The following is a 22,577-nucleotide window of genomic DNA, read 5'->3' on the forward strand; positions in this document are numbered from 1 at the left end:
ACACGGCCACCTGGCCTCAAGGACGCTTTCCATGGACACCAAACTGCTCGACATCCTGGCCTGCCCGATCACCAAGGGCCCGCTCAAGCTCAGCGCCGACAAGACCGAGCTGATCAGCAAGGGTGCAGGCCTTGCCTACCCGATCCGCGATGGCATCCCGGTTATGCTGGAGAGCGAGGCTCGCACCCTGACCGACGACGAGCGTCTGGACAAATGAACCTGAACTTCACCGTGGTCATTCCGGCCCGCCTGCGCTCCACGCGCCTTCCGGGCAAACCGCTGTTGCCGATCGCCGGCAAGCCGATGATCCAGCACGTCTGGGAACAGGCCCGCAAGAGCGGTGCCAACCGCGTTGTGATCGCCACCGACGACAGCAGTATCGTCGAAGCCTGCCAGGCATTCGGCGCCGAAGTGCTGATGACCCGTGCCGACCACGAGTCCGGCACCGACCGTCTGGCCGAAGTGGCGGCCCACCTGGGACTGCCTGCCGATGCCATCGTGGTCAACGTGCAAGGCGACGAGCCGCTGATTCCCCCGGTGATCATCGACCAGGTGGCGGCTAACCTGGCGGCCCACCCGGAAGCGGGCATTGCCACCCTGGCAGAGCCGATCCACGAGCCGCAGGCGGTGTTCAATCCCAACGCGGTCAAGGTGGTCAGCGACAAGAACGGGCTGGCCCTCACGTTCAGCCGCGCGCCACTGCCGTGGGCTCGCGATGCTTTCGCCAAGGACCGCGATCGACTGCCCGAGAGCGTGCCTTACCGCCGCCATATTGGCATGTACGCCTACCGCGTGGGCTTCCTCCAGGACTTCGTCAGCTGGGGCCCATGCTGGCTCGAGCAGACCGAGGCACTGGAACAGCTGCGCGCCCTGTGGCATGGCGTGCGTATTCACGTCGAAGATGCGATCGAAGCGCCAGCGGTGGGTGTGGATACCCCTGAAGACCTGGAGCGCGTCCGGCGCTTGCTGGAGGCCTGATGCGCGTTCTGTTCGTCTGCCTGGGCAACATCTGCCGTTCGCCGACCGCCGAAGGGGTGCTACGCCATCAACTGCGGGCCGCTGGCCTGGCCGACCAGGTGCACGTGGCCTCGGCCGGCACGGCTGAATGGCATGTGGGCAAAGCCCCTGACAGCCGCACCAGCAAGGCGGCGCTGGCGCGTGGCTACGACCTGTCGCAGCAACGTGCGCAGCAGGTGAAGGCGGCGCATTTCACCGAGTACGACCTGATTCTGGCCATGGATGAAAGCAACCTCAGCCACCTGCGCGCCCTACGTCCGCATACGGCAAAAGGCGAGCTGGACCTGTTCCTGCGCCGCTACGGTGCTGAGCTCGACGAAGTGCCAGACCCTTACTACGGTGGGGCAGAAGGTTTCGAGCGCGTGCTGGACCTGATCGAAGCGGCATGCCGCGAGCTGGTCGTGGAAATCAAGGGGCGGTTATGACGGCGCATTGGCAGGAGCAGGTATCGCTCAAGGCCTACAACACCTTCGGCATCGACGTGAAGGCACGATATTTTTTCCAGGCCCACAGCGATGCCGAAGTGCGCGCGGCGTTGGCCGAGGCGCAGCAGTGTAACGTGCCGGTGTTCGTTCTGGGGGGAGGCAGTAACCTGCTGCTGACCCGCGACATCGACGCACTGGTGCTGCACATGGCCAGTCGCGGCCAGCGGGTGTTGCTGGACGATGGCAGTCGCGTGGTGGTCGAGGCCGAGGCCGGTGAGCCCTGGCATCCTTTCGTGCAATCGACGTTGGCGAAGGGTTTCAGTGGTCTTGAGAACTTGAGCTTGATCCCCGGCACTGTTGGCGCGGCGCCAATGCAGAACGTGGGTGCCTATGGCGTCGAGATCAAGGACGTGTTCGCTGGGTTGACCGCGCTCGACCGGGAAACCGGCGAGGTGCGGGATTTTGCCCTGGAAGAATGCGCGTTCGGCTACCGTGACAGCGTATTCAAGCGCAACCCAGGCCGCTGGCTGATCTTGCGCGTGCGCTTTGCCCTGAGCCGAGCCTTGCAGGCGCATCTGGATTACGGCCCGGTGCGCCAGCGTCTGGTGGAGCAAGGCATCGAACAGCCGACTGCGCAAGCGATAAGCGACGCGATCTGCAGCATTCGTCGCGAGAAATTGCCTGATCCGGCCGAGCTTGGCAATGCCGGGAGCTTCTTCAAGAACCCGGTGGTACCCGCAGCGGTGGCTGAGCGAATTCGTGCACAGCATCCAGGCGTGGTGGCGTATGCCCAGGCCGATGGCCAGGTCAAGCTGGCGGCGGGTTGGTTGATCGAACAGGCGGGCTGGAAGGGCTACCGTGATGGGGATGCCGGCGTGCATCGGTTGCAGGCGCTGGTGCTGGTCAATCATGGCCAGGCAAGTGGGGCGCAGTTGCATGATCTGGCGCGACGGATTCAAGCGGATATTTACGAACGGTTTGGGGTTGAGTTGGAGATGGAGCCCAACCTCTACTGAGGGCTGGGGTTGCCTTGCGCTTGTCTTGGGTTTAGAGGTGGTGGGTAAATCGAGCGCCGCCCGCGCGGCGCATCGCGAGCAAGGCTCGCTCCTACGCTTGTTTACGGCCAAACATGTCTGTGACAGGCGCACGTGACCGCTTTCTTGCGTCGTGTGACAGAGCGCTCGCGCGCAAATCCCGCAGGACTCATTGGCCCGAAACAAGCGTAGGAGCGAGCCTTGCTCGCGATGCGCCGCGCGGGCGGCGCTCGATCTCAAAGCCGCTGAAAAACCTCCGACAAGCGCATCCATCCTCAAATCAAAACGCTCCCCAAGAAAAAGCCCCGCCCAGTTTGCACTGGCGGGGCTTTTTCACTCAGGCGATGGCATCAACCGTGGTGTGGCTTCTGCTCGTCAGCGGTTTCCAGCGCTGGCTCTCCAGCCGACGCAGCCGCTTCTTGCGCAGCCTTGGCCGCTGCTTCGGCTTCGAGGCGGCGGCGGCGCACTTCACGTGGGTCGTTCGGTGCACGGCCGTTTGGCAGCATCACGGTAGCAGGTGCTTCAGCCGCTGCTGGCTCGGAAACCACAGGGGCGGGCTCGGCCGCTACTTCGGGCTGGGCTCCGACCGCCGGGGCCTCGACCACGGGCTCGGCAACCGGGGCCGCTTCAACGACCACAGGTGCCTGCTCGACTTCGACGGCAGGTGCTTCAACGGCGGCTACTTCCGCCGGCGCTTCGACAACCACCGCAGAGGCTTCTTCTACCGCAGGCTGTGGCGCGACTTCCACTGCCGGCTCGACACTGGCTTCAACCGGAGCGACCGGCTCGCTGACTGGCTGTTCGACCGCAGGGGCAATCGCCACTTCTTCAGCCTGTTCAGCCTTGACGCTTGCTTCAACCTGCTCGGCAGCCTGAGGCGCTTCGACGGTTTCAGTGCTGGCGACTTCAGCGGTGGCACGCTCTGCCTGCTGATTGGCTTCGGCCTCGGCGGTGGCGCTGATGTTGCTGGTGGCGACCGCGGCGGTGACGGCCAGGCCGGCTGCCAGTTCGGCACCCAGCTCGGTGGCCTGGTGCTGTTGTGGCTGCTCTTCGCTGCCTTCTTCCTCGCTGCCTTCGATCAGCTCGCCGTTGGCATTGCGCTGGCGCTCACGGCGGTTGCTGCGACGACGCTGACCGCGCGAACGGCGGCGTGGGCGCTCGCCATCGGCACCTTCCAGCTCGTCCTGCAGTTGCTCTTCGTTCGGCAGTTGCTCTTCGGCCTGCTCCGCAGCCTGTTCGCTAGCGCGAGGCTGGCGCTCCTCACGCGGTGGGCGCGGCGCACGCTCCTCACGGGGGGCGCGTTCTTCGCGTGGGGCGCGTTCTTCACGCGGAGCCCGCTCTTCGCGTGGTGCTCGTTCTTCACGCGGAGCGCGCTCTTCACGTGGCGCGCGTTCCTCACGCGGTGCACGTTCTTCGCGAGGCGCACGCTCTTCACGCGGTGCGCGTTCTTCTCGGGGCTGACGTTCTTCACGCGCGGTCGGTGCGGCGTCCAGCGGTTCGCGCAGTTCGCGTACCCGCTCTTCACGGTTGGCACGGCGATCTTCGCGGGGTTGGCGTGGTTGACGCTCCTCGCGTGGGGCGCGCTCTTCGCGGGCGACACGCTCCTCGCGCGGTGCACGTTCCTCACGCGGCTGGCGCTCTTCGCGGGGGGCGCGCTCGGCACGCTCTTCACGCGGCTTGCGTTCGTCGTCGCGACGGCCGTTTCGGTTGCGGCTCTGCTGGCGACCGTTACGACGCTCTTCGTTGCGTTGAGGGCGTTCGGTAGCGGGCTTCTCGGCGGCGACCGCTGGCGCTGCGGCAGGCTCTTCCTTGCCGGCGAACAGGCTGACCAGCGACTTCACCAGGCCTTTGAACAGGCTTGGTTCTGGTGCGCTCGGGGCCGGGGCCGGGGCGGGTGTTGCGGCAGGCTGTTCTTCAGCGCTCGGGACCGGTGCGTTGGCGCGGGCCGGGGCGGTCTTGACAGCGGCTTCCTGACGAACCAGGGTGCGGGTGGCGGTCGGCTGCGGCGCTTCTTCGGTCTCGGCGGCGGCGATTTCGTAGCTGGACTGGTTGTTCAGCACGTCCGGGTTGTCGTCGCGCAGGCGCTGGACTTCGAAGTGCGGTGTCTCCAGGTGATCGTTCGGCAGGATGATGATGCGCGCACGGGTACGCAGTTCGATCTTGGTGATCGAGTTGCGTTTCTCGTTGAGCAGGAAGGCCGCGACTGGGATCGGCACTTGGGCGCGAACCTCGGCGGTGCGGTCTTTCAGCGCTTCTTCTTCGATCAGGCGCAGAATCGCCAGCGACAGCGACTCGACGTCACGGATGATGCCGGTGCCGGAGCAGCGTGGGCAGACGATACCGCTGCTTTCGCCCAGCGACGGACGCAGGCGCTGACGGGACATTTCCAGCAGGCCGAAACGCGAAATGCGGCCAACCTGGACACGGGCGCGGTCGGCTTCGAGGCATTCGCGCACGCGTTCTTCGACGGCACGCTGGTTCTTGGCCGGGGTCATGTCGATGAAGTCGATGACGATCAGGCCGCCGATGTCGCGCAGGCGCAGTTGGCGGGCGATTTCCTCGGCCGCTTCCAGGTTGGTCTGCAGGGCGGTTTCCTCGATGTCGCTACCTTTAGTGGCGCGCGCCGAGTTGATGTCGATGGACACCAGGGCTTCGGTCGGGTCGATCACGATCGAGCCGCCGGACGGCAGGTCGACGACGCGCTGGAAGGCGGTCTCGATCTGGCTTTCGATCTGGAAACGGTTGAACAGCGGCACGCTGTCTTCGTACAGCTTGACCTTGCTGGCGTACTGCGGCATGACCTGGCGAATGAAGGTCAGGGCTTCTTCCTGGGCGTCGATGCTGTCGATCAGCACTTCGCCGATGTCCTGGCGCAGGTAGTCGCGGATGGCGCGGATGATGACATTGCTTTCCTGGTAGATCAGGAAAGGCGCGGCGCGATCTTGGGATGCTTCCTTGATGGCGGTCCACAGCTGTAGCAGGTAGTCGAGGTCCCACTGCATTTCTTCGCTGCTGCGGCCCAGGCCGGCGGTGCGCACGATCAGGCCCATGTCGCCGGGAACGGTGAGGCCGTTCAGGGCTTCGCGCAGCTCGTTGCGCTCTTCGCCTTCGATGCGGCGGGAGATGCCACCGGCGCGCGGGTTGTTGGGCATCAATACCAGGTAGCGACCAGCCAGGCTGATGAAGGTGGTCAGGGCGGCGCCTTTGTTGCCGCGCTCTTCCTTCTCGACCTGGACGATGACCTCCTGGCCTTCGCTGAGGACTTCCTTGATGTTGACGCGGCCTTCAGGGGCTTTCTTGAAGTATTCGCGGGAGATTTCTTTCAGCGGCAGGAAGCCGTGACGTTCGGAGCCGAAGTCGACGAAGGCGGCTTCGAGGCTAGGTTCGATCCGGGTGATCTTGCCTTTGTAGATGTTGGCCTTTTTCTGCTCGCGGGCCCCGGACTCGATGTCCAGGTCGTAGAGACGTTGGCCGTCCACCAGGGCTACACGCAACTCTTCGGGTTGAGTCGCGTTAATCAGCATTCTTTTCATGTTGTACCGTCGGTTTCCGGGCTGCCGGAAACGGCGTTCGGCACACACGACTTCTCATGGTCGGTGCCAAGGTGCGCAAAGGGTGGTAAGGCCACCCCCGTGTCTGGCGACGTTCGGCACCAGCCGGTTGCCCAGCCTGCCGTTGTCGCGACGACGCGTCCTGTTTGCTGCGGTGTCATGAAGCCTGTGGTATCCGAATCAACCAAGCAGGCCTCGTGCACTCAGTCAGGAGGAGGAATCAACCGTCAGCCGTGGACGCCCGGAGGCATCTGTTCAGGACCTTATCCGCTCGCCGGCCATTCAGTGGGCCGGTGGCCGGACGCGGTGCTACACGGTCCGAGGGCTGTGCATCTCCACCCTGCACGTATCCCTGATAATTCGGGTGCTGCCGCGCGCTGAATCCGCAACGGGTTGCATTTTTCGCCAGCGCATGTTCTGGGCTGGCGCCATTCATGTCCGAGGCAGGTATTTCCGAAGCATTCGCCAAACGTTGCGTGGAAGCGACGGGCGGGCAGAGGTGCAGCGAAAAGAATCGGGTAAGCAGGTGAAACACCGCACTTGTCGTTTTTTTTCGGTCTTCTCTACACAGCGCTGGTGGCGATTCCAGGCAATTCGGTAAACTGGCGAAAACCCCGTCGGACGGCCTCGCGTCCTCGAGAATTGCGTTGGTCAGGGCCGGCGAAGAGCCTGGTGCCGCTGGCCTGCCGCTTTTGGCGGCGTTCGCGACTATAGCAGTAATGATTAAGTGCTTCAATTCCATAAAAAATTGTTATGATCCCGCCATGACGACCAATACCCCTCCGACTTCCGGCGTTCAGCTGATCGAAGTCGCGCCGGAACTTGCCGGCCAACGCATCGACAATTTTCTCATTACGGCCCTCAAGGGCGTGCCCAAGACACTTGTGTACCGCATCCTGCGCAAGGGTGAGGTGCGGGTGAACAAGGGGCGGGTCAAGCCTGAATACAAGATTCAGGCTGGCGACATCGTCCGTGTACCGCCTGTCCGGCTGCCTGAGCGCGACGAGCCAGCGCCGGTCGCCCAGGGCTTGTTGCAGCGGTTGGAGGCGGCCATCGTCTACGAAGACAAGGCGCTGATCGTGATGAACAAGCCGGCTGGCATCGCCGTGCATGGCGGTAGCGGCCTGAGCTTTGGTGTGATCGAAGCGCTGCGTCAATTGCGTCCGGAAGCCAAGGAGCTGGAGTTGGTGCACCGCCTGGACCGCGACACCTCTGGCCTGCTGATGATTGCCAAGAAGCGCAGCATGTTGCGCCACCTGCATGCCGCGTTGCGCGGTGATGGCGTCGACAAGCGCTACATGGCGCTGGTGCGCGGACATTGGCCGGCGTCCAAGAAGCAGGTGAGTGCGCCCTTGCAGAAGAGCAACCTGCGCTCCGGTGAGCGTATGGTCGAGGTGGATGAAGAGGGCAAGGAGGCGTTGACGCTGTTCCGCGTCCTGCGCCGTTTCGGTGAGTTCGCGACCATCGTCGAGGCGCGTCCGATCACCGGTCGTACCCATCAGATACGCGTGCACACCTTGCATGCCGGTCACATGATTGCCGGCGACAGCAAGTATGGTGACGAAGATTTCTCCCGCGAGATCCGCGAGCTGGGTGGCAAGCGCCTGTTCCTGCATGCCTATGCCCTGACCGTGCCGCTGCCGGATGGTGGTGAGCTCAAGCTCGAAGCGCCCGTGGATGAAATGTGGGCCAAGACCATTGAACGCTTGAGTGCGAGCTGATCCATGCGAAGCCGTTACGAGCTGTTGATCTTCGACTGGGACGGCACTCTGGCCGATTCCATTGGTCGCATCGTTCATGCCATGAACGTCGCTGCCGAGCGCGCTGGCGAGTTGCCAAGTGATGATGAGGCGGTGAAAGGGATCATCGGCCTGGCGCTAGATGAGGCCATTGCCACGCTGTATCCGCATCTCGATGCTGTGCAGGTTGAACGTTTCCGTCAGCACTATGCCGATATTTACGTGGCTCTGGATCAACAGCCTTCGCCGTTGTTCGACGGCGTGGTGGAGTCGCTGGAAGCGTTTCGTGCCGAGGGCTACCGCTTGGCGGTGGCCACTGGCAAGGCCCGTCGAGGCCTGGATCGGGTGCTCAAGGCCAATGGCTGGGAGCACTTTTTCGATATTGCGCGTGCGGCGGATGAGTCGCGCGGCAAGCCGCACCCGCTGATGCTCGAGCAGATTCTCGGCCACTGCCGGGTCGATGCCGGGCGTGCGTTGATGGTGGGGGATTCGGCATTCGACCTGCAAATGGCCAGCAATGCCGGCATGCACTCGGTTGCAGTGGGTTATGGCGCCATGTCGCTGCACGCGTTGGCCGAATTTGGCCCGCAAGTGTGCATCGATCATTTTTCTCAGTTGCGCGACTGGCTGTCCGGTTCCGCGCACGTTCAATTCCAAGGTAGGTGAGCATGGCTGACGAATGGAAGGCGCCCGAGCCCGAAGGTGACGGCGAAGAGCGCAAGAGCTGGAAGTTGCTGGAGAAGACCCTGCTGGCGGGTGTTCAGGAGCAGCGCCGCGCGCGCCGCTGGGGGATTTTCTTCAAGCTGCTGACCTTTCTCTACCTGTTCGGTATCTTGTTCCTGTTCATGCCGATGATGGGTGTGGACAAGGCGGCTTCGCGCAGTGCCAGTCACACCGCGCTGGTCGAGGTGCGTGGGGTGATTGCCGACCAGGAAGCAGCCAGCGCCGACAATATCGTCAAGGGGCTGCGCGAGGCGTTCAGGGATGCCAAGACCAAGGCCGTGGTGATGCGCATCAACAGCCCGGGGGGCAGTCCGGTTCAGGCGGGTTACGTGTATGACGAGATCCGGCGTCTGCGGGCCGAATACCCGGCTATCAAGCTCTATGCGGTGATCAGCGATCTGGGGGCTTCCGGTGCCTACTACATTGCCAGCGCCGCTGACGAAATCTATGCCGACAAGGCTAGCTTGGTGGGTTCTATCGGGGTTACCGCGGCGGGTTATGGCTTCGTTGGCTCGATGGAGAAGCTCGGTGTCGAGCGTCGCACCTATACGGCAGGCGAGCACAAGGCCTTCCTTGATCCGTTCTCGCCTGAGAAGCCTGAGGAGAGGGCGTTCTGGCAGGGTGTGCTGAACACCACGCATCAGCAGTTCATCGCCATGGTCAAGCAGGGGCGGGGCGATCGTTTGAAGGACAAGGAGCATCCGGAGCTGTTCAGTGGCCTGATCTGGTCCGGTGAGCAGGCCAAGGCGCTGGGGTTGGTGGATGGCCTGGGCAGTGCCAGCTATGTGGCGCGTGAGGTCGTTGGCGAGAAAACACTGGTGGACTTCACTGTGGAAGAGTCGCCGTTCGATCGGTTCTCCAAGCGCATTGGTGCCAGTGTGGCGGAGCACCTGGCGATGTGGATGGGGTTCCAGGGGGTTCAGTTGCGTTGAGTGATCGTCGCGCGCGCTGAGGTGGGTGTGAGATCGAGCGCCGCCCGCGCGGCGCATCGCGAGCAAGGCTCGCTCCTACGTTTGTTTCGGGCCAGTAACCCCAGCAATAGGCGCGCGCGACCGCCTTGTTTGTACGGCTCAATATCGCGCCCAGCACCAAAGCGGTCGCGCGCAGATCCCACAGGCATAATTGGCCCGAAACAGACGTAGGAGCGAGCCTTGCTCGCGATGCGCCGCGCGGGCGGCGCTCGATCTCACTCGCGCCGAAGCCCCCAGGCCGTACTAGGGCACTGCCACCCCCTCAACCTTCAACATATCCACCAGCCGAATCAACGGCAGCCCGATCAGGCTGGTCGCATCGCACCCATGGGTGCTCTTGAACAAACTCACGCCCAACCCTTCTGCCTTGAAGCTGCCCGCGCAATCGAGTGGTCGTTCCGCTTCCACGTAACGCTCCACGCGCGCTCGATCCAGCTCTCGCATCGTCACCGTGAACGGCACGCAATCGACCTGGCATTGCCCTGTGGCGCTGTTCAGTAGCGCCAGGCCGGTCAGGAAGGTCACTTGCTGTCCGCTGGCCTCCAGCAGTTGCTCGCAGGCCCGTTCGAACGTATGGGGCTTGCCGAGGATCTGTTCGCCGAGCACCGCTACCTGGTCGGAGCCGATAATCAGGTGGTCCGGGTAGCTGACCGCCAGTGCTTGCGCCTTCTGTCTGGCAAGACGTCGAACCAGCTCCGTAGCCGGCTCGTCATCAAGCCTGCGCTCGTCTACGTCGGGGCTTGCCCAGATAAAGGGCAGGCGCAGGCGCTCAAGCAGTTCGCGCCGATAGGGAGAGCTGGAAGCCAGTAACAAGGGAAGCATGATAGACTCCTGATCGTTTGAACCGAATTCTAACATGTGAGATGCCGCCGAATTTCCTTTGACAGGGGCGGGGGGCATCCCTAGAATGCTGCGCCTATGTTGAATGACCCGATTCCACCTCACGTTGACCCGCGCAAATTAGCCGATCGTGGCGTAACCATTAATGGTTCGCTGCTACTCGCTGATTTGGAAAGACTCTGCGACCCGCTTTCCGACGATGTCGGTACGGTGCAGGCGAAGTTCGATTTTGAACGAGATGAACAGCACGTGGTGGTTATCCACAGCGAGCTGGATGTCGAAGTCAAAATGGTTTGCCAGCGTTGTCTTGAGCTGGTCACCCTGCCGATTCACAGTGAATGTACATACGCTGTGGTGAAGGAGGGTGCGAATACCCAGTCGTTGCCGAAAGGCTATGACGTGCTGGAACTGGGCGAAGATCCTTTGGATCTGCAGGCATTGATCGAGGAAGAGCTTCTGCTCGCCTTGCCAATCGTGCCTGCTCATCATCCGGAAGAATGCCAGCAGCCGGCGGGCGCAGACGAGCCCGAATCGAGCAAGGACGAGGTATCGCGGTCCAACCCGTTCAGTGTTTTGGCGCAGTTAAAGCGTGACCCAAACGTTTAGGAGTTAATCAATTATGGCTGTTCAGCAGAACAAAAAATCCCGCTCTGCCCGTGACATGCGCCGTTCCCACGACGCCCTGTCGGAAAACGCGCTGTCGGTAGAGAAAACCACCGGTGAAGTACACCTGCGTCACCACGTGTCGCCAGAAGGCGTATACCGTGGTCGCAAAGTGATCGACAAGGGCGCTGACGAGTAATCCTTGTCCGCTCAGATCATCGCGATCGACGCAATGGGCGGGGACTTCGGTCCCCGCAGCATTGTCCAGGCAAGCATTGCCTGCCTTTCGGCTACTCCCTCGCTACACCTGACCCTCGTCGGTCAACCCTCCCTCCTCGAAGAGCTTGTCAGCGGCCTACCGGCTGCGGATCGCGCGCGCCTGCAGATTGTTGCGGCCAGTGAGGTGGTCGGCATGGACGAGCGGCCCTCCCAGGCGTTAAGGGGCAAGCCGGATTCGTCGATGCGCATTGCCCTTGAACTGGTGCGTGATGGCAAGGCCCAGGCCTGCGTGAGCGCTGGCAACACCGGGGCGCTGATGGCGCTGTCGCGCTTCGTGCTCAAGACCTTGCCCGGCATCGATCGGCCGGCCATGGTGGCGGCGATCCCTACCCAGACGGGCTACTGCCAGTTGCTCGACCTGGGCGCCAATGTCGACTGCAGCGCCGAAAACCTCTACCAGTTCGCCGTGATGGGTTCGGTGGCCGCACAGGCGTTGGGTATTCATCGCCCGCGCGTGGCGCTGTTGAATATCGGCACCGAGGACATCAAGGGCAACCAGCAGGTCAAGCTGGCGGCCACCTTGCTGCAGAACGCCCGGGGCCTCAACTACGTCGGTTTCGTCGAAGGTGACGGCCTGTACCGCGGCGAAGCGGATGTGGTGGTGTGCGACGGTTTCGTCGGCAATATCCTGCTCAAGTCCAGTGAGGGCCTGGCGACCATGATCGGTGCGCGCATCGAGAAGCTGTTCAAGGGTGGTGTGCTATCGCGTGCCGCCGGTGCCTTGGCCATGCCTTTGCTCAAGCGTCTGCAGGACGACCTTGCGCCTGCACGGCACAATGGTGCCAGCTTCCTGGGGTTGCAGGGTATCGTCATCAAGAGCCATGGCTCGGCGGGCGTGCAGGGTTTCCAGAGTGCGATCCAGCGAGCGTTGATCGAGATTCAGGAGAACCTGCCGCAGCGCCTGCATGGTCGGCTTGAAGACCTGTTGCCTTAGTTTGCCGGCATTGGCCGCTTCGCAGGCAAGCCGGCTTCTGCATGGCGCGCACGCTTGCGGTGTGCGCCTTCCTGTTGGTGATGAGGTCGCGGCTGACACGACAAAGGCCTTAGGCATATCGCCGATGAAGTGCTTAAATGTGACCGCTTGGTCTGCGTCTTCATCCAAGCTTTCAGATTCCGCGTCCGGCCCAAGGCCCGACGCACCCTATCCGACGACAAGATCATAAGGGCTTGTTCAATGTCTGCATCCCTCGCATTCGTCTTTCCCGGTCAAGGTTCCCAGTCGCTGGGCATGCTTGCCGAGCTCGGCGCCGAGAAGCCGGTGATCATCGAGACCTTCAAAGAGGCCTCTGACGCTCTGGGTTACGACCTGTGGAAACTGGTCCAGGAAGGCCCGGAAGAACAACTCAACCAAACCGACAAAACCCAGCCGGCCATCCTTACCGCCTCCATCGCGTTGTGGCGCCTGTGGCTGGAAGAGGGCGGCGCGCAGCCAGCCTTCGTTTCCGGCCATAGCCTGGGTGAGTACAGCGCGCTGGTCGCCGCTGGCAGTCTGTCGCTGAAGGACGCCGTTCGCCTGGTCGAACGGCGCGGTCAGCTGATGCAAGAGGCCGTGCCTGCTGGTCACGGCGCCATGGCAGCGATCCTTGGCCTGGATGACGCCGTGGTCGTGGAAATTTGTGCAGAAGCGGCTGAAGACGAAGTGGTCAGTGCGGTCAACTTCAACTCGCCGGGCCAGGTGGTCATCGCCGGTAACAAGGCTGCGGTCGACCGTGCCATCGAGCTGTGCAAGGCCAAGGGTGCCAAGCGCGCCCTGCCGCTGGCGGTCAGCGTGCCGTCGCACTGCGCCCTGATGAAGCCTGCCGCCGAGCGTTTCGCCGAATCGGTCAACGCCATCGAATGGAAGGCCCCGCAGATTCCGGTCGTGCAGAACGTCACCGCCGCTATCGCCGCCGACCTCGATACACTCAAGCAGGACCTGCTGGCGCAGTTGTACCAGCCGGTACGCTGGGTCGAGTGCGTGCAGACCCTGGCGGCCAATGGCGCCGTCAACCTGGTCGAATGCGGCCCTGGCAAGGTTCTGGCAGGCCTGAACAAGCGTTGCGCGGATGGCGTGACCACTTACAACCTCAATACCCCTGATGCCGTCGCTGCCACCCGTGCGGCGCTGGCCTGATTTGGAGAAGCTTGCATGAGCCTGCAAGGTAAAGTTGCACTGGTCACCGGCGCCAGCCGTGGTATCGGCCAGGCCATCGCCCTCGAGCTGGGCCGCCAGGGCGCGACCGTGATCGGTACCGCCACTTCGGCTTCCGGCGCCGAGCGCATCGCTGCCACCCTGAAAGAGCACGGTATTGCCGGTACCGGCATGGAACTGAACGTCACCAGCGCCGAATCCGTCGACGCCGTGCTGTCCGCCATTGCCGAGCAGTTCGGCGCTCCGGCTATCTTGGTCAACAACGCTGGCATCACCCGCGACAACCTCATGCTGCGCATGAAGGACGACGAGTGGTTCGACGTCATCGACACCAACCTGAACAGCCTCTACCGTCTGTCCAAGGGCGTGCTGCGCGGCATGACCAAGGCGCGTTGGGGTCGTATCATCAGCATCGGCTCGGTGGTCGGTGCCATGGGTAACGCAGGTCAGGCCAACTATGCCGCCGCCAAGGCCGGTCTGGAAGGCTTCAGCCGCGCCCTGGCCCGCGAAGTCGGCTCGCGTGGCATCACCGTCAACTCGGTGACCCCAGGCTTCATCGACACTGACATGACCCGTGAACTGCCAGAAGCGCAGCGCGAGGCTCTGCAGAAGGAAATTCCGCTGGGCCGCCTGGGCCAGGCCGAGGAAATCGCCAAGGTGGTTTCCTTCCTGGCATCCGACGGCGCAGCCTATGTCACCGGCGCTACTGTGCCGGTGAACGGCGGGATGTACATGTAAACTGCAACTCAATGTGACGGATTGCTTAAAAAAAGAGTCATACTCCGAGCCTAAAATCCGTTATAAAGCTGCAACCAGATTCCAGGCAGAGGCTTGGTCGAGTCATACGAAGGTGTGTTCCGCTTGAAAAGCGAACGTCTTTCTATAAACTTGGACACCGGCCAGCTGCCTGACATATGTCCATTAGGAGTGAAAACTAGGTATGAGCACCATCGAAGAACGCGTCAAGAAAATCGTCGCCGAGCAACTGGGCGTCAAGGAAGAAGAAGTGACTGCTGAGAAGTCCTTCGTCGATGACCTGGGTGCCGATTCGCTTGACACCGTTGAGCTGGTGATGGCTCTGGAAGAGGAATTCGAGACCGAAATCCCTGACGAAGAAGCCGAGAAGATCACTACCGTTCAAGCTGCTATCGACTACGTCAAAAACCACCAGGCTTAAGACGTTTTAGTCGACGCTTCTTGTCGGGAAAAACCGCACTGCCTTTGCCGGCGTGCGGTTTTTTCTTTGCGAGGCGCCTGCGTCGCGCAACGAGCATCGAGAGCTTGTTGCCATTTCATTCCGTTGCCTTGAATGCAATGGCAAGAAACTCTGTTATTAGAAAAGGAGAGTACTGTGTCGCGTAGACGCGTCGTGGTCACCGGTATGGGTATGCTGTCGCCACTGGGTACCGATGTACCGAGCACCTGGCAGGGCATTCTGGCTGGCCGCAGTGGCATCGGTCCGATCGAACACACGGACCTGTCTGCCTACTCCACCCGTTTTGGCGGCTCGGTGAAGGGCTTCGAGGTCGAGCAATACCTGTCGGCCAAAGAGGCTCGCAAACTTGACCTGTTCATCCAGTACGGCCTGGCGGCCGGCTTCCAGGCAGTGCGTAACGCCGGTCTGGAAGTGACCGATGCCAACCGTGAACGCATTGGCGTGGCCATGGGCTCGGGGATCGGCGGTCTGACCAACATCGAGGACACTAGCCGCACCCTGCACGAGCAGGGGCCGCGCCGTATTTCGCCGTTCTTCGTGCCGGGTTCGATCATCAACATGATCTCGGGTTTCCTGTCGATCCACCTGGGTCTGCAGGGGCCGAACTACGCCATTGCCACCGCGTGTACCACGGGTACCCATTGCATCGGCATGGCTGCGCGCAACATCGCCTACGGCGAAGCCGACGTGATGATTGCCGGCGGCGCCGAAATGGCCGCTTGCGGCCTGGGCATGGGCGGCTTCGGCGCCTCCCGCGCGCTGTCTACGCGCAATGACGAGCCGACCCGCGCCAGCCGTCCCTGGGACAAAGGCCGTGATGGCTTCGTGCTGTCCGATGGTGCCGGTGCCCTGGTACTCGAAGAGCTGGAACACGCCAAGGCCCGTGGCGCCACCATCTATGCCGAGCTGGTTGGTTTCGGCATGAGCGGCGACGCGTACCACATGACCTCGCCGCCCGACTCCGGTGAAGGCGCTGCCCGCTGCATGGCCAATGCCCTGCGCGATGCCGGTATCCAGCCTGAGGAAGTGAGCTACATCAACGCCCACGGTACGTCTACCCCCGCCGGTGATGTCGCCGAAGTGGCCGCGATCAAGCGCGTGTTCGGCGAACATGCCTACAAGCTGGCCGTGAGCTCCACCAAGTCGATGACCGGTCACCTGCTGGGTGCCGCCGGTGCGGTGGAGGCGATTTTCAGCGTCCTGGCCATCAACAGCCAGATGGCGCCGCCTACCATCAACCTGGACGAGCCGGATGAAGGCTGCGACCTCGACTTCGTGCCCCACGAAGCACGTAGCATGAATATCGACGTTGTACTGTCCAACTCCTTCGGCTTTGGCGGCACCAACGGTTCGCTGGTGTTCCGCCGGTTCGCCGGTTGATGCACAGCTGGATCGACGGCCAGCCGGCGACTGCGGTCAATCTGCAGAATCGCGGCCTGGCCTACGGCGATGGCCTGTTCGAGACCCTCGCCGTGCGCAGTGGGCGGCCCAGCTTGCTGGAGGGCCATTTCGCCCGCCTGGCGCTGGGTTGCCAGCGTCTGGGCATCGACGCCGACCTGGCCCTGGTCCGCGATGAAGTCCTGCGTTATGCCAGTCAGCTCGGCGACGGTGTCGCCAAGCTGATCCTCACCCGAGGCGATAGTCAGCGCGGCTACGCTCCGGCTCCCGGCGCTGCCCCCCGGCGCATCCTGCAAGCCAGCCCGCTGCCCAGCTATCCTGAGCAGCATGCCGAACTTGGCGTGCGCTTGTTCGAGTGTCAGACCCGCCTCGGGGAACAACCGCTGCTTGCCGGCCTCAAACACCTCAACCGCCTGGAGCAGGTGCTGGCCCGCGCCGAATGGCAGGACAGCGAACATGCCGAAGGCCTGATGCGAGATGGGCAGGGCAGGGTGATCGAAGGGGTCTACAGCAACCTGTTCATGGTGCGTGACGGCGTGTTGCTCACCGCCGATCTGCGTCGTTGCGGCGTGGCTGGCGTGATGCGTGGGGCCTTGCTCGAACAGGCACAGGCGCTGGCAATCCCGGTGCAGGTCCGTGACCTGGCCTTCGGCGAGCTGCAGCAGGCGGACGAGGTGTTTGTCTGCAACAGCGTCTATGGCATCTGGCCGGTGCGGGCATTGGCTGCGCTGAACTGGTCGCCGGGGCCGCTCACTCGTAAACTGCAGGCCGTTGCCCGTACGTTACTGGAAACCTGAATTCGTGAGACGCAAATTCCTGCTGCTGCTGGAAATGGGGTTGATCCTGGCTGGCCTGGCATTTGGCTGGTCGGCCTGGAAAGTCAACTCGGTGCTGGAGCAGCCTCTGCAAGTGGCCCAAGAGCGCTTGCTCGATGTGCCCAATGGCACCACCCCGAACCGCATGTTCTACCGCATGCAGAACGAGGGGCTGCTCGACGACGCCCTGTGGTTGCGCCTGTATTGGCGCTTCAACATGGCTGGCACTCCTTTGCACACCGGCGAATATCGCTTGACCCCCGGCATGACCGTGGGTGAATTGTTCGACGCCTGGCGCCGCGCTGACGTGGTGCAGTACAACCTGACCCTGGTGGAAGGCTGGACCTTCCGCCAGGTGCGTTCGGCCGTGGCCAAGCACGAGAAGATCAAGCACACCCTGGACGGACTTTCGGATTCGGAAGTAATGGACAGGCTCGGCCATACCGGCGTATTCCCCGAGGGGCGCTTCTTCCCTGACACCTATCGCTTCGTACGCGGCATGACCGATGTCGAGCTGTTGCAGCAGGCGTACATGCGTCTGGAAGAAGTGCTCGCCAAGGAGTGGGCCGAGCGCACGACCGACTTGCCCTACCGTGACCCTTACCAGGCGCTGATCATGGCCTCGCTGGTGGAAAAGGAAACCGGCATTCCTCAGGAGCGTGGCCAGATCGCGGGTGTGTTCGTGCGCCGCTTGCGCCTGGGCATGATGCTGCAGACCGACCCCACGGTGATCTACGGCATGGGCGAGCGTTACAACGGCAAGATCACCCGTGCCGACCTGCGCGAGCCAACCCCTTACAATACCTACACCATGACCGGCCTGCCGCCGACGCCGATCGCTATGGTCGGACGCGAAGCGATCCATGCCGCGCTCAACCCGTCCGATGGTTCCAGCCTGTACTTCGTCGCCCGCGGCGACGGCAGCCACGTGTTTTCCGATGATCTGGACGACCACAATTCGGCCGTGCGAGAGTTCCAGCTCAAGCGCCGCGCCGATTACCGCTCCAGCCCGGCACCGCAAGGCCAGCCTGGCGCCAGCGAGACGACGCTGGCACCGGATGCGCAGTCCGAACCCGAACCAGGCGAGTCGCAAGAGCAGGCGCCATCTTCTGAAAGCGAAGCGGCGCCGGCCAATGAGCCAACGCCCGACGAACAACACTAAGGACTGCCTGTGAGCGGCTTGTTTATTACCCTTGAAGGCCCCGAAGGCGCGGGCAAGAGCACCAATCGCGACTACCTGGCGGCGCGTCTGCGTGAGCAGGGGCTGGATGTGGTGCTGACCCGTGAGCCCGGTGGTACACCGTTGGCCGAGCGAGTGCGTGAGTTGCTGCTGGCGCCCAGCGATGAAGTGATGGCCGCCGACACCGAGCTGCTGCTGGTGTTCGCTGCGCGTGCCCAGCACTTGGCCGAAGTGATTCGACCTGCGCTGGCCCGGGGTGCGGTGGTCCTGTGCGACCGTTTCACCGATGCCACCTACGCCTATCAGGGGGGGGGGCGTGGCTTGTCCGTCGAGCGTATCGCCCAACTGGAACAGTTCGTCCAGGGCGACCTGCGCCCGGACCTGACCCTGGTCTTCGATCTGCCGGTCGAAGTCGGGTTGGCCAGAGCTGCCGCAAGGGGCCGTCTGGATCGCTTCGAACAGGAGGGCCAGGCCTTCTTCGAAGCTGTTCGCCAAGCCTACCTGCAGCGTGCCCAGCGGGCGCCGCAACGCTATACCTTGCTTGATGCCGCACAACCGCTGGACGCGGTACAGCGCGCCATCGATGGGTTGCTGCCAGGCATCCTGGAGCGCTGCCGTGGCTGAGGCCTACCCCTGGCAGCAGGCAATCTGGCAACAGCTGGCAGGCCGTAGCCAGCACGCCCACGCTTACCTGCTGCACGGGCCGCAAGGCATCGGCAAGCGAGCCCTGGCCGAGCGTCTGATGGCTCGCCTGCTGTGCCAGCACCCTCAAGGGCTGGATGCCTGCGGTCAGTGCAAGTCCTGCTTGTTGCTCAAGGCCGGCAGCCACCCAGACAATTTCGTGCTGGAGCCGGAAGAGGCCGACAAGCCCATCAAGATCGACCAGGTGCGCGAACTCGTCACCTTCGTCGTGCAGACCGCGCAACTGGGCGGGCGCAAGGTGGTGCTGATCGAGCCGGTGGAGGCGATGAACGTCAATGCTTCCAACGCCTTGCTCAAAAGCCTTGAAGAGCCTTCCGGCGACACGGTGCTGCTGCTGGTCAGCCATCAGCCCAGCCGCTTGCTACCGACCATCAAGAGCCGTTGTCAGCAGGTAGCCTGCCCGCAACCGAGCTTCGCCCAGAGCCAGGCCTGGCTGGCCACGGCACTGGCTGAGAGTGACGAGTCGGAGCGTGACGAGCTGTTGACCCTTGCCGCTGGTTCGCCGTTGCTGGCGGTCAGCCTGCAGGCCCAGGGGGTGCGCGAACAGCGCGCGCTGGTAACCGATGGCGTCAAGAAGTTACTCAAGCAACAGCTGTCACCGAGCCAGTTGGCCGAGGCCTGGAACAGTGTGCCGCTGCTGCTGCTGTTCGACTGGTTCTGCGATTGGTCGCACCTGATCCTGCGCTACCAGTTGACCCAGGACGAAGAGGGTTTAGGCTTGGCCGATATGCGTAAGGTGGTGCAGTATCTGGCCCAGAAGAGCCGGCAGGCCAAGGTCCTCGAAGTTCAGGCGTGGATTCTCGAGCAGCGTCAGAAGGTGCTGGGCAAGGCCAACCTCAACCGCGCCCTGTTGCTGGAAGCGTTGCTGGCCCATTGGCAGCAACTGCCGGTTTCCCGCTGACTTTCAATCGTTCTTCCATGTGTGCCTACTTCCCATGCTTGTAGATTCCCATTGCCACCTCGACCGTCTTGACCTGAGCGCCCATCAGGGCTCCCTCGATGCCGCCCTGCAGGCGGCCCGCGAACGTGGGGTCGGGCATTTTCTGTGCATTGGTGTCAGTGCCGAGAACGCCGGGGCGGTCAAGGCCTTGAGCGAGCAGTATGCCGATGTCGATTGTTCGGTGGGCGTGCACCCGCTGGACCTGGCGCCGGACGAAACCCCAGCGCTTGAGTGGTTGCTGCGCGAACTGGCCCACCCCCATGTGGTGGCCATTGGCGAGACGGGGCTGGATTATCACTACGAGCCGGAAGCTGCGCAGTTGCAGCAGGCCTCGTTCCGTCTGCACCTGGAGGCCTCGCGTCAGACCGGCAAACCGGTGATCGTGCACACCCGCGCAGCGCGGGCCGATACCTTGGCGTTGCTGCGCGAGGCAAACCTACCGCAGGCCGGTGTGCTGCACTGCTTCACCGAGGACTGGGACATGGCCAAGGCGGCGCTGGATCTGGGCTATTACATCTCCCTGTCCGGGATCGTCACGTTCCGCAATGCCGACGCCCTGCGCGAAGTGGCCCGGCAGGTGCCGGTCGACCGCTTGCTGGTGGAGACCGACTCGCCGTACCTTGCGCCCATTCCGCACCGGGGCAAACCCAACCTGCCGCAATACGTGCGAGAAGTGGCTGAGTACGTGGCATCGCTGCGCGGGGTCAGCTTCGACCAGTTGGCCGAGCAGACCACCGCCAACTTCAAGCGCTTGTTCCCCTTGGCTCGCGTAGCCTGAGCGCGCAAGACCGGTTGGTCGCTGAGGCCGAGGTCGGCGCACGGGCAAAAAAAACCCGGGTTCTGGGGGGGGAATCCGGGTTAAGACCATTAGGAGTAAAACAAAGGTACGCGGTCCCTGAGCACCTTTATCGGCGCGCCACTTGGGGGGGATGCGCCGCGCCAACACTTCAAGTATTGGTCAGGTTTGGCGCAGTGCCAGTGTCTGTTGGTCGTTTTTTAAACAGATTTGGAATACGCCGGGGATCCATTCCTTCCTCAACGCATGGCCAGTCGCCGTACTTGTTGGATAGTCTCGTCGATAAGGCGCTCATCGGTGTAGAAATGGGGTGAAAAACGCACTCCACCACCGCGCAGGGCACAGATCGTCCTTTCGGCGCTCAGCGCCTGATACAGCTCGGTACTGGGGCGTCCCTTGAGGCTGATGGTGACGATGCCGGCCCGTCTCTGCGAGGCCGCAGGCGTATGCAGGCAGACGCCGGGTATGGCGGCGAGGCCCTGGTACAACTGATCGACCCGTTGCCCGAGCAGTCGCGCTACTTTTTCCATTCCCACGTCTTCCAATAGCGAAAGGCTTGCCTCCAGCGCGCAAGCACCCAGCATGTTGGGGCTGCCGCATTCGAAGCGGCGGGCGCTGCGGGCCGGTTGCCACTGGCGGCGCTCGAAGTCGCCCAGGTGTTCCAGCATGTGCCATCCGTAGGCATTGAGGCGCAGCTGCGGGCGCAAGGCGGCGCGGCAGTAGAACACGCCAAGCCCTTCGGGCCCGAGCATCCACTTGTGGCCGTCGGCCATGGCGAAATCGCACTGGTACGCCTGCACGTCGAAGGGCAAGGCGCCGATCTGTTGGATGGCATCGATGCAGAACAGCACCTGGCGCGCCTGGCAGCCTTCGCCAAGGCGCTCGAGGTCCAGGCGCAGGCCGCTGCCGAACTGCACGGCGCTTATCGCCAGCAAACGCGTATGGCGGCCACAAGCATTGAGCAGTGCCGCTTCGGGGTCGGCGCCTGCAAGGCTTACCTGAACCACTTCGACCCCTTGATCGGCCAAGGCTTCCCACACCACGCGATTGGAGGGAAATTCCTCGTCGCTGATCACCACCTGGTCGCCGGGTTGCCAGTCGAGGCCGAAAGCAACCAGCGAGAGCGCTTCCGACGTGTTCTTCACCAAGGCAATGTCGCCTCGGGAGGGCGCGTTGAGCAGGCGGGCCAGGCGTTCGCGCAGGCGCCGCTCGGTGGCGAGCCAGGCCGGATAGTCGCTGGCGCCCTGCGCAACGTTCTCCTGGGCGAAGCGAGCTACGGCGTGGCTGGCGCGTCTTGGCCAGGGGGCGACCGCGGCATGGTTCAGGTAGCGCAAGCCCGGGGACTGGTCGAACTCATCATGAAACATAGACATGGTTGGAAGATCCGTGCAATTTGCCGCCAGTTAGGCATAATAAACCGCTTCGATTGTCATCCAGTCCTTCCTATGCAGAAAGAACCTCGTAAGGTCCGTGAGTTTCGCCGTCGCGAACAGGAAATCCTCGACACGGCGCTCAAGCTGTTTCTCGAACAAGGTGAAGACAGCGTCACCGTCGAGATGATCGCCGACGCCGTGGGCATCGGCAAAGGCACGATCTACAAGCACTTCAAATCCAAGGCGGAGATCTACCTGCGCCTTATGCTCGATTACGAGCGCGATTTGAACGGGTTGTTGCATTCGGCCGATGTGGACCGTGACAAGGAAGCACTGTCACGGGCCTACTTCGAATTCCGTATGCGTGACCCGCAGCGCTACCGGTTGTTCGACCGCCTGGAAGAAAAGGTGGTCAAGGGTAACCAGGTGCCGGAAATGGTCGAGCAGCTGCACAGCATTCGTGCCTCCAACTTCGACCGCCTGACCCAGCTGATCAAGGGCCGTATCAGCGAAGGCAAGCTCGAAGACGTGCCGCCCTATTTCCATTACTGTGCAGCCTGGGCGCTGGTGCATGGCGCCGTGGCCCTGTATCACTCGCCGTTCTGGAGCAATGTCCTGGAAGATCAGGAAGGCTTCTTCCAGTTCCTGATGGATATAGGCGTGCGCATGGGCAACAAGCGCAAGCGCGACCCGGAAACCGCGAACTGAAGCCTTCCGTCCATAGGTCCAGCGCCAGATCGTGATATTGGCGTTGTCCCGGTGAGGCGGGGTAACCGCGAAGGAGCGCGCAGCGGCTCCGTTCAATTGTGCCCGGCATGGAACAAGGGGCTTGCAAAAACCTGAT

Annotated in this window: 23 protein-coding genes; 20 read left to right on the plus strand and 3 right to left on the minus strand. The window is 62.8% G+C overall.

Annotated features, from left to right (window positions below; translation table 11 throughout):
• The first annotated feature begins 31 nt into the window (after nucleotides 1-31).
• Genes H620_RS0117100 through murB form a run of 4 tightly spaced genes read left to right on the plus strand, consistent with a single transcriptional unit; the run spans nucleotide 32 to nucleotide 2,458 of the window.
• A complete protein-coding gene (locus H620_RS0117100) occupies nucleotides 32-217 on the plus strand; it encodes a Trm112 family protein (RefSeq protein ID WP_003247142.1) in 186 nt (61 codons plus the stop codon).
• Complete coding sequence (gene kdsB, locus H620_RS0117105; protein ID WP_027907743.1) at nucleotides 214-978, plus strand: 3-deoxy-manno-octulosonate cytidylyltransferase; 765 nt, start codon at nucleotides 214-216, stop codon at nucleotides 976-978. Before H620_RS0117100 ends, kdsB begins: the two co-directional genes overlap by 4 nt.
• On the plus strand, nucleotides 978-1,442 hold the full coding sequence (locus H620_RS0117110; RefSeq protein WP_023379398.1) for a low molecular weight protein-tyrosine-phosphatase: 465 nt from the start codon (nucleotides 978-980) through the stop codon (nucleotides 1,440-1,442). The genes kdsB and H620_RS0117110 overlap by 1 nt, the downstream gene beginning before the upstream one ends.
• Nucleotides 1,439-2,458 (plus strand): UDP-N-acetylmuramate dehydrogenase, encoded by a 1,020-nt coding sequence (gene murB / locus H620_RS0117115; RefSeq protein WP_027907744.1) that lies wholly within the window; start codon nucleotides 1,439-1,441, stop codon nucleotides 2,456-2,458. The genes H620_RS0117110 and murB overlap by 4 nt, the downstream gene beginning before the upstream one ends.
• Before the next feature lie 368 nt (nucleotides 2,459-2,826).
• Here the strand turns inward: murB and rne are convergent, their stop codons facing one another.
• Nucleotides 2,827-6,009: a ribonuclease E gene (gene rne, locus H620_RS0117120; RefSeq protein ID WP_027907745.1), complete on the minus strand. Its 3,183-nt coding sequence runs from the start codon at nucleotides 6,007-6,009 to the stop codon at nucleotides 2,827-2,829.
• A gap of 782 nt (nucleotides 6,010-6,791) precedes the next feature.
• On the opposite strand from rne, the gene rluC reads away from it, so the two are divergent.
• From rluC to H620_RS0117135, 3 genes are read left to right on the plus strand one after another with little or no spacing between them, the layout of a single operon-like run.
• Nucleotides 6,792-7,748 carry a 23S rRNA pseudouridine(955/2504/2580) synthase RluC gene (gene rluC / locus H620_RS0117125; protein ID WP_027907746.1) on the plus strand — a complete coding sequence of 319 codons (957 nt, stop codon included), beginning with the start codon at nucleotides 6,792-6,794 and terminating at the stop codon, nucleotides 7,746-7,748.
• 3 nt (nucleotides 7,749-7,751) lie between these two features.
• On the plus strand, nucleotides 7,752-8,432 hold the full coding sequence (locus H620_RS0117130) for an HAD family hydrolase (protein ID WP_027907747.1): 681 nt from the start codon (nucleotides 7,752-7,754) through the stop codon (nucleotides 8,430-8,432).
• A 2-nt stretch (nucleotides 8,433-8,434) separates the two neighbouring features.
• Nucleotides 8,435-9,421: a S49 family peptidase gene (locus tag H620_RS0117135; RefSeq protein ID WP_027907748.1), complete on the plus strand. Its 987-nt coding sequence runs from the start codon at nucleotides 8,435-8,437 to the stop codon at nucleotides 9,419-9,421.
• A gap of 282 nt (nucleotides 9,422-9,703) precedes the next feature.
• On the opposite strand, the gene H620_RS0117140 is transcribed toward H620_RS0117135, so the two are convergent.
• A complete protein-coding gene (locus H620_RS0117140; protein WP_027907749.1) occupies nucleotides 9,704-10,282 on the minus strand; it encodes a Maf family protein in 579 nt (192 codons plus the stop codon).
• 96 nt (nucleotides 10,283-10,378) lie between these two features.
• On the opposite strand from H620_RS0117140, the gene H620_RS25870 reads away from it, so the two are divergent.
• The 12 genes from H620_RS25870 (at nucleotide 10,379) to H620_RS0117200 (ending at nucleotide 20,342) form a co-directional block, all read left to right on the plus strand.
• A complete protein-coding gene (locus H620_RS25870) occupies nucleotides 10,379-10,906 on the plus strand; it encodes a YceD family protein (RefSeq protein ID WP_023379405.1) in 528 nt (175 codons plus the stop codon).
• Nucleotides 10,907-10,919: 13 nt separating this feature from the next.
• Nucleotides 10,920-11,102, plus strand: a complete 183-nt coding sequence (rpmF, locus tag H620_RS0117150; protein ID WP_010223221.1) for a 50S ribosomal protein L32 — start codon at nucleotides 10,920-10,922, stop codon at nucleotides 11,100-11,102.
• Between the two features lie 3 nt (nucleotides 11,103-11,105).
• Nucleotides 11,106-12,116 (plus strand): phosphate acyltransferase PlsX, encoded by a 1,011-nt coding sequence (gene plsX / locus H620_RS0117155; RefSeq protein ID WP_081669717.1) that lies wholly within the window; start codon nucleotides 11,106-11,108, stop codon nucleotides 12,114-12,116.
• Nucleotides 12,117-12,356: 240 nt separating this feature from the next.
• Nucleotides 12,357-13,295, plus strand: a complete 939-nt coding sequence (gene fabD, locus H620_RS0117160; protein WP_023379407.1) for an ACP S-malonyltransferase — start codon at nucleotides 12,357-12,359, stop codon at nucleotides 13,293-13,295.
• 15 nt (nucleotides 13,296-13,310) lie between these two features.
• Nucleotides 13,311-14,051, plus strand: a complete 741-nt coding sequence (gene fabG / locus H620_RS0117165; protein ID WP_023379408.1) for a 3-oxoacyl-ACP reductase FabG — start codon at nucleotides 13,311-13,313, stop codon at nucleotides 14,049-14,051.
• A 202-nt stretch (nucleotides 14,052-14,253) separates the two neighbouring features.
• Nucleotides 14,254-14,490 carry an acyl carrier protein gene (acpP, locus tag H620_RS0117170; protein WP_009685065.1) on the plus strand — a complete coding sequence of 79 codons (237 nt, stop codon included), beginning with the start codon at nucleotides 14,254-14,256 and terminating at the stop codon, nucleotides 14,488-14,490.
• Between the two features lie 174 nt (nucleotides 14,491-14,664).
• Complete coding sequence (fabF, locus tag H620_RS0117175; protein WP_023379409.1) at nucleotides 14,665-15,909, plus strand: beta-ketoacyl-ACP synthase II; 1,245 nt, start codon at nucleotides 14,665-14,667, stop codon at nucleotides 15,907-15,909.
• The gene (gene pabC, locus H620_RS0117180) at nucleotides 15,909-16,724 is read left to right on the plus strand and encodes an aminodeoxychorismate lyase (RefSeq protein ID WP_023379410.1); all 816 of its coding nucleotides are present in this window, start codon (nucleotides 15,909-15,911) and stop codon (nucleotides 16,722-16,724) included. Before fabF ends, pabC begins: the two co-directional genes overlap by 1 nt.
• 4 nt (nucleotides 16,725-16,728) lie before the next feature.
• A complete protein-coding gene (gene mltG / locus H620_RS0117185; protein ID WP_023379411.1) occupies nucleotides 16,729-17,904 on the plus strand; it encodes an endolytic transglycosylase MltG in 1,176 nt (391 codons plus the stop codon).
• 9 nt (nucleotides 17,905-17,913) lie between these two features.
• On the plus strand, nucleotides 17,914-18,546 hold the full coding sequence (gene tmk, locus H620_RS0117190; RefSeq protein ID WP_027907750.1) for a dTMP kinase: 633 nt from the start codon (nucleotides 17,914-17,916) through the stop codon (nucleotides 18,544-18,546).
• Nucleotides 18,539-19,525 carry a DNA polymerase III subunit delta' gene (locus H620_RS0117195; RefSeq protein WP_023379412.1) on the plus strand — a complete coding sequence of 329 codons (987 nt, stop codon included), beginning with the start codon at nucleotides 18,539-18,541 and terminating at the stop codon, nucleotides 19,523-19,525. The genes tmk and H620_RS0117195 overlap by 8 nt, the downstream gene beginning before the upstream one ends.
• Nucleotides 19,526-19,559: 34 nt before the next feature.
• A complete protein-coding gene (locus H620_RS0117200) occupies nucleotides 19,560-20,342 on the plus strand; it encodes a TatD family hydrolase (RefSeq protein ID WP_027907751.1) in 783 nt (260 codons plus the stop codon).
• 257 nt (nucleotides 20,343-20,599) lie between these two features.
• Here H620_RS0117200 and H620_RS0117205 read toward each other — a convergent pair whose 3' ends face one another.
• A complete protein-coding gene (locus H620_RS0117205; protein WP_027907752.1) occupies nucleotides 20,600-21,733 on the minus strand; it encodes an aminotransferase class V-fold PLP-dependent enzyme in 1,134 nt (377 codons plus the stop codon).
• Nucleotides 21,734-21,805: 72 nt separating this feature from the next.
• Here H620_RS0117205 and H620_RS0117210 point away from each other — a divergent pair, with 72 nt between their 5' ends.
• On the plus strand, nucleotides 21,806-22,441 hold the full coding sequence (locus tag H620_RS0117210) for a TetR/AcrR family transcriptional regulator (RefSeq protein ID WP_023379417.1): 636 nt from the start codon (nucleotides 21,806-21,808) through the stop codon (nucleotides 22,439-22,441).
• Nucleotides 22,442-22,577 lie beyond the last annotated feature (136 nt).

Source organism: Pseudomonas taiwanensis DSM 21245, from assembly GCF_000425785.1.
GTDB classification, from domain to species: Bacteria; Pseudomonadota; Gammaproteobacteria; order Pseudomonadales; family Pseudomonadaceae; genus Aquipseudomonas; species Aquipseudomonas taiwanensis.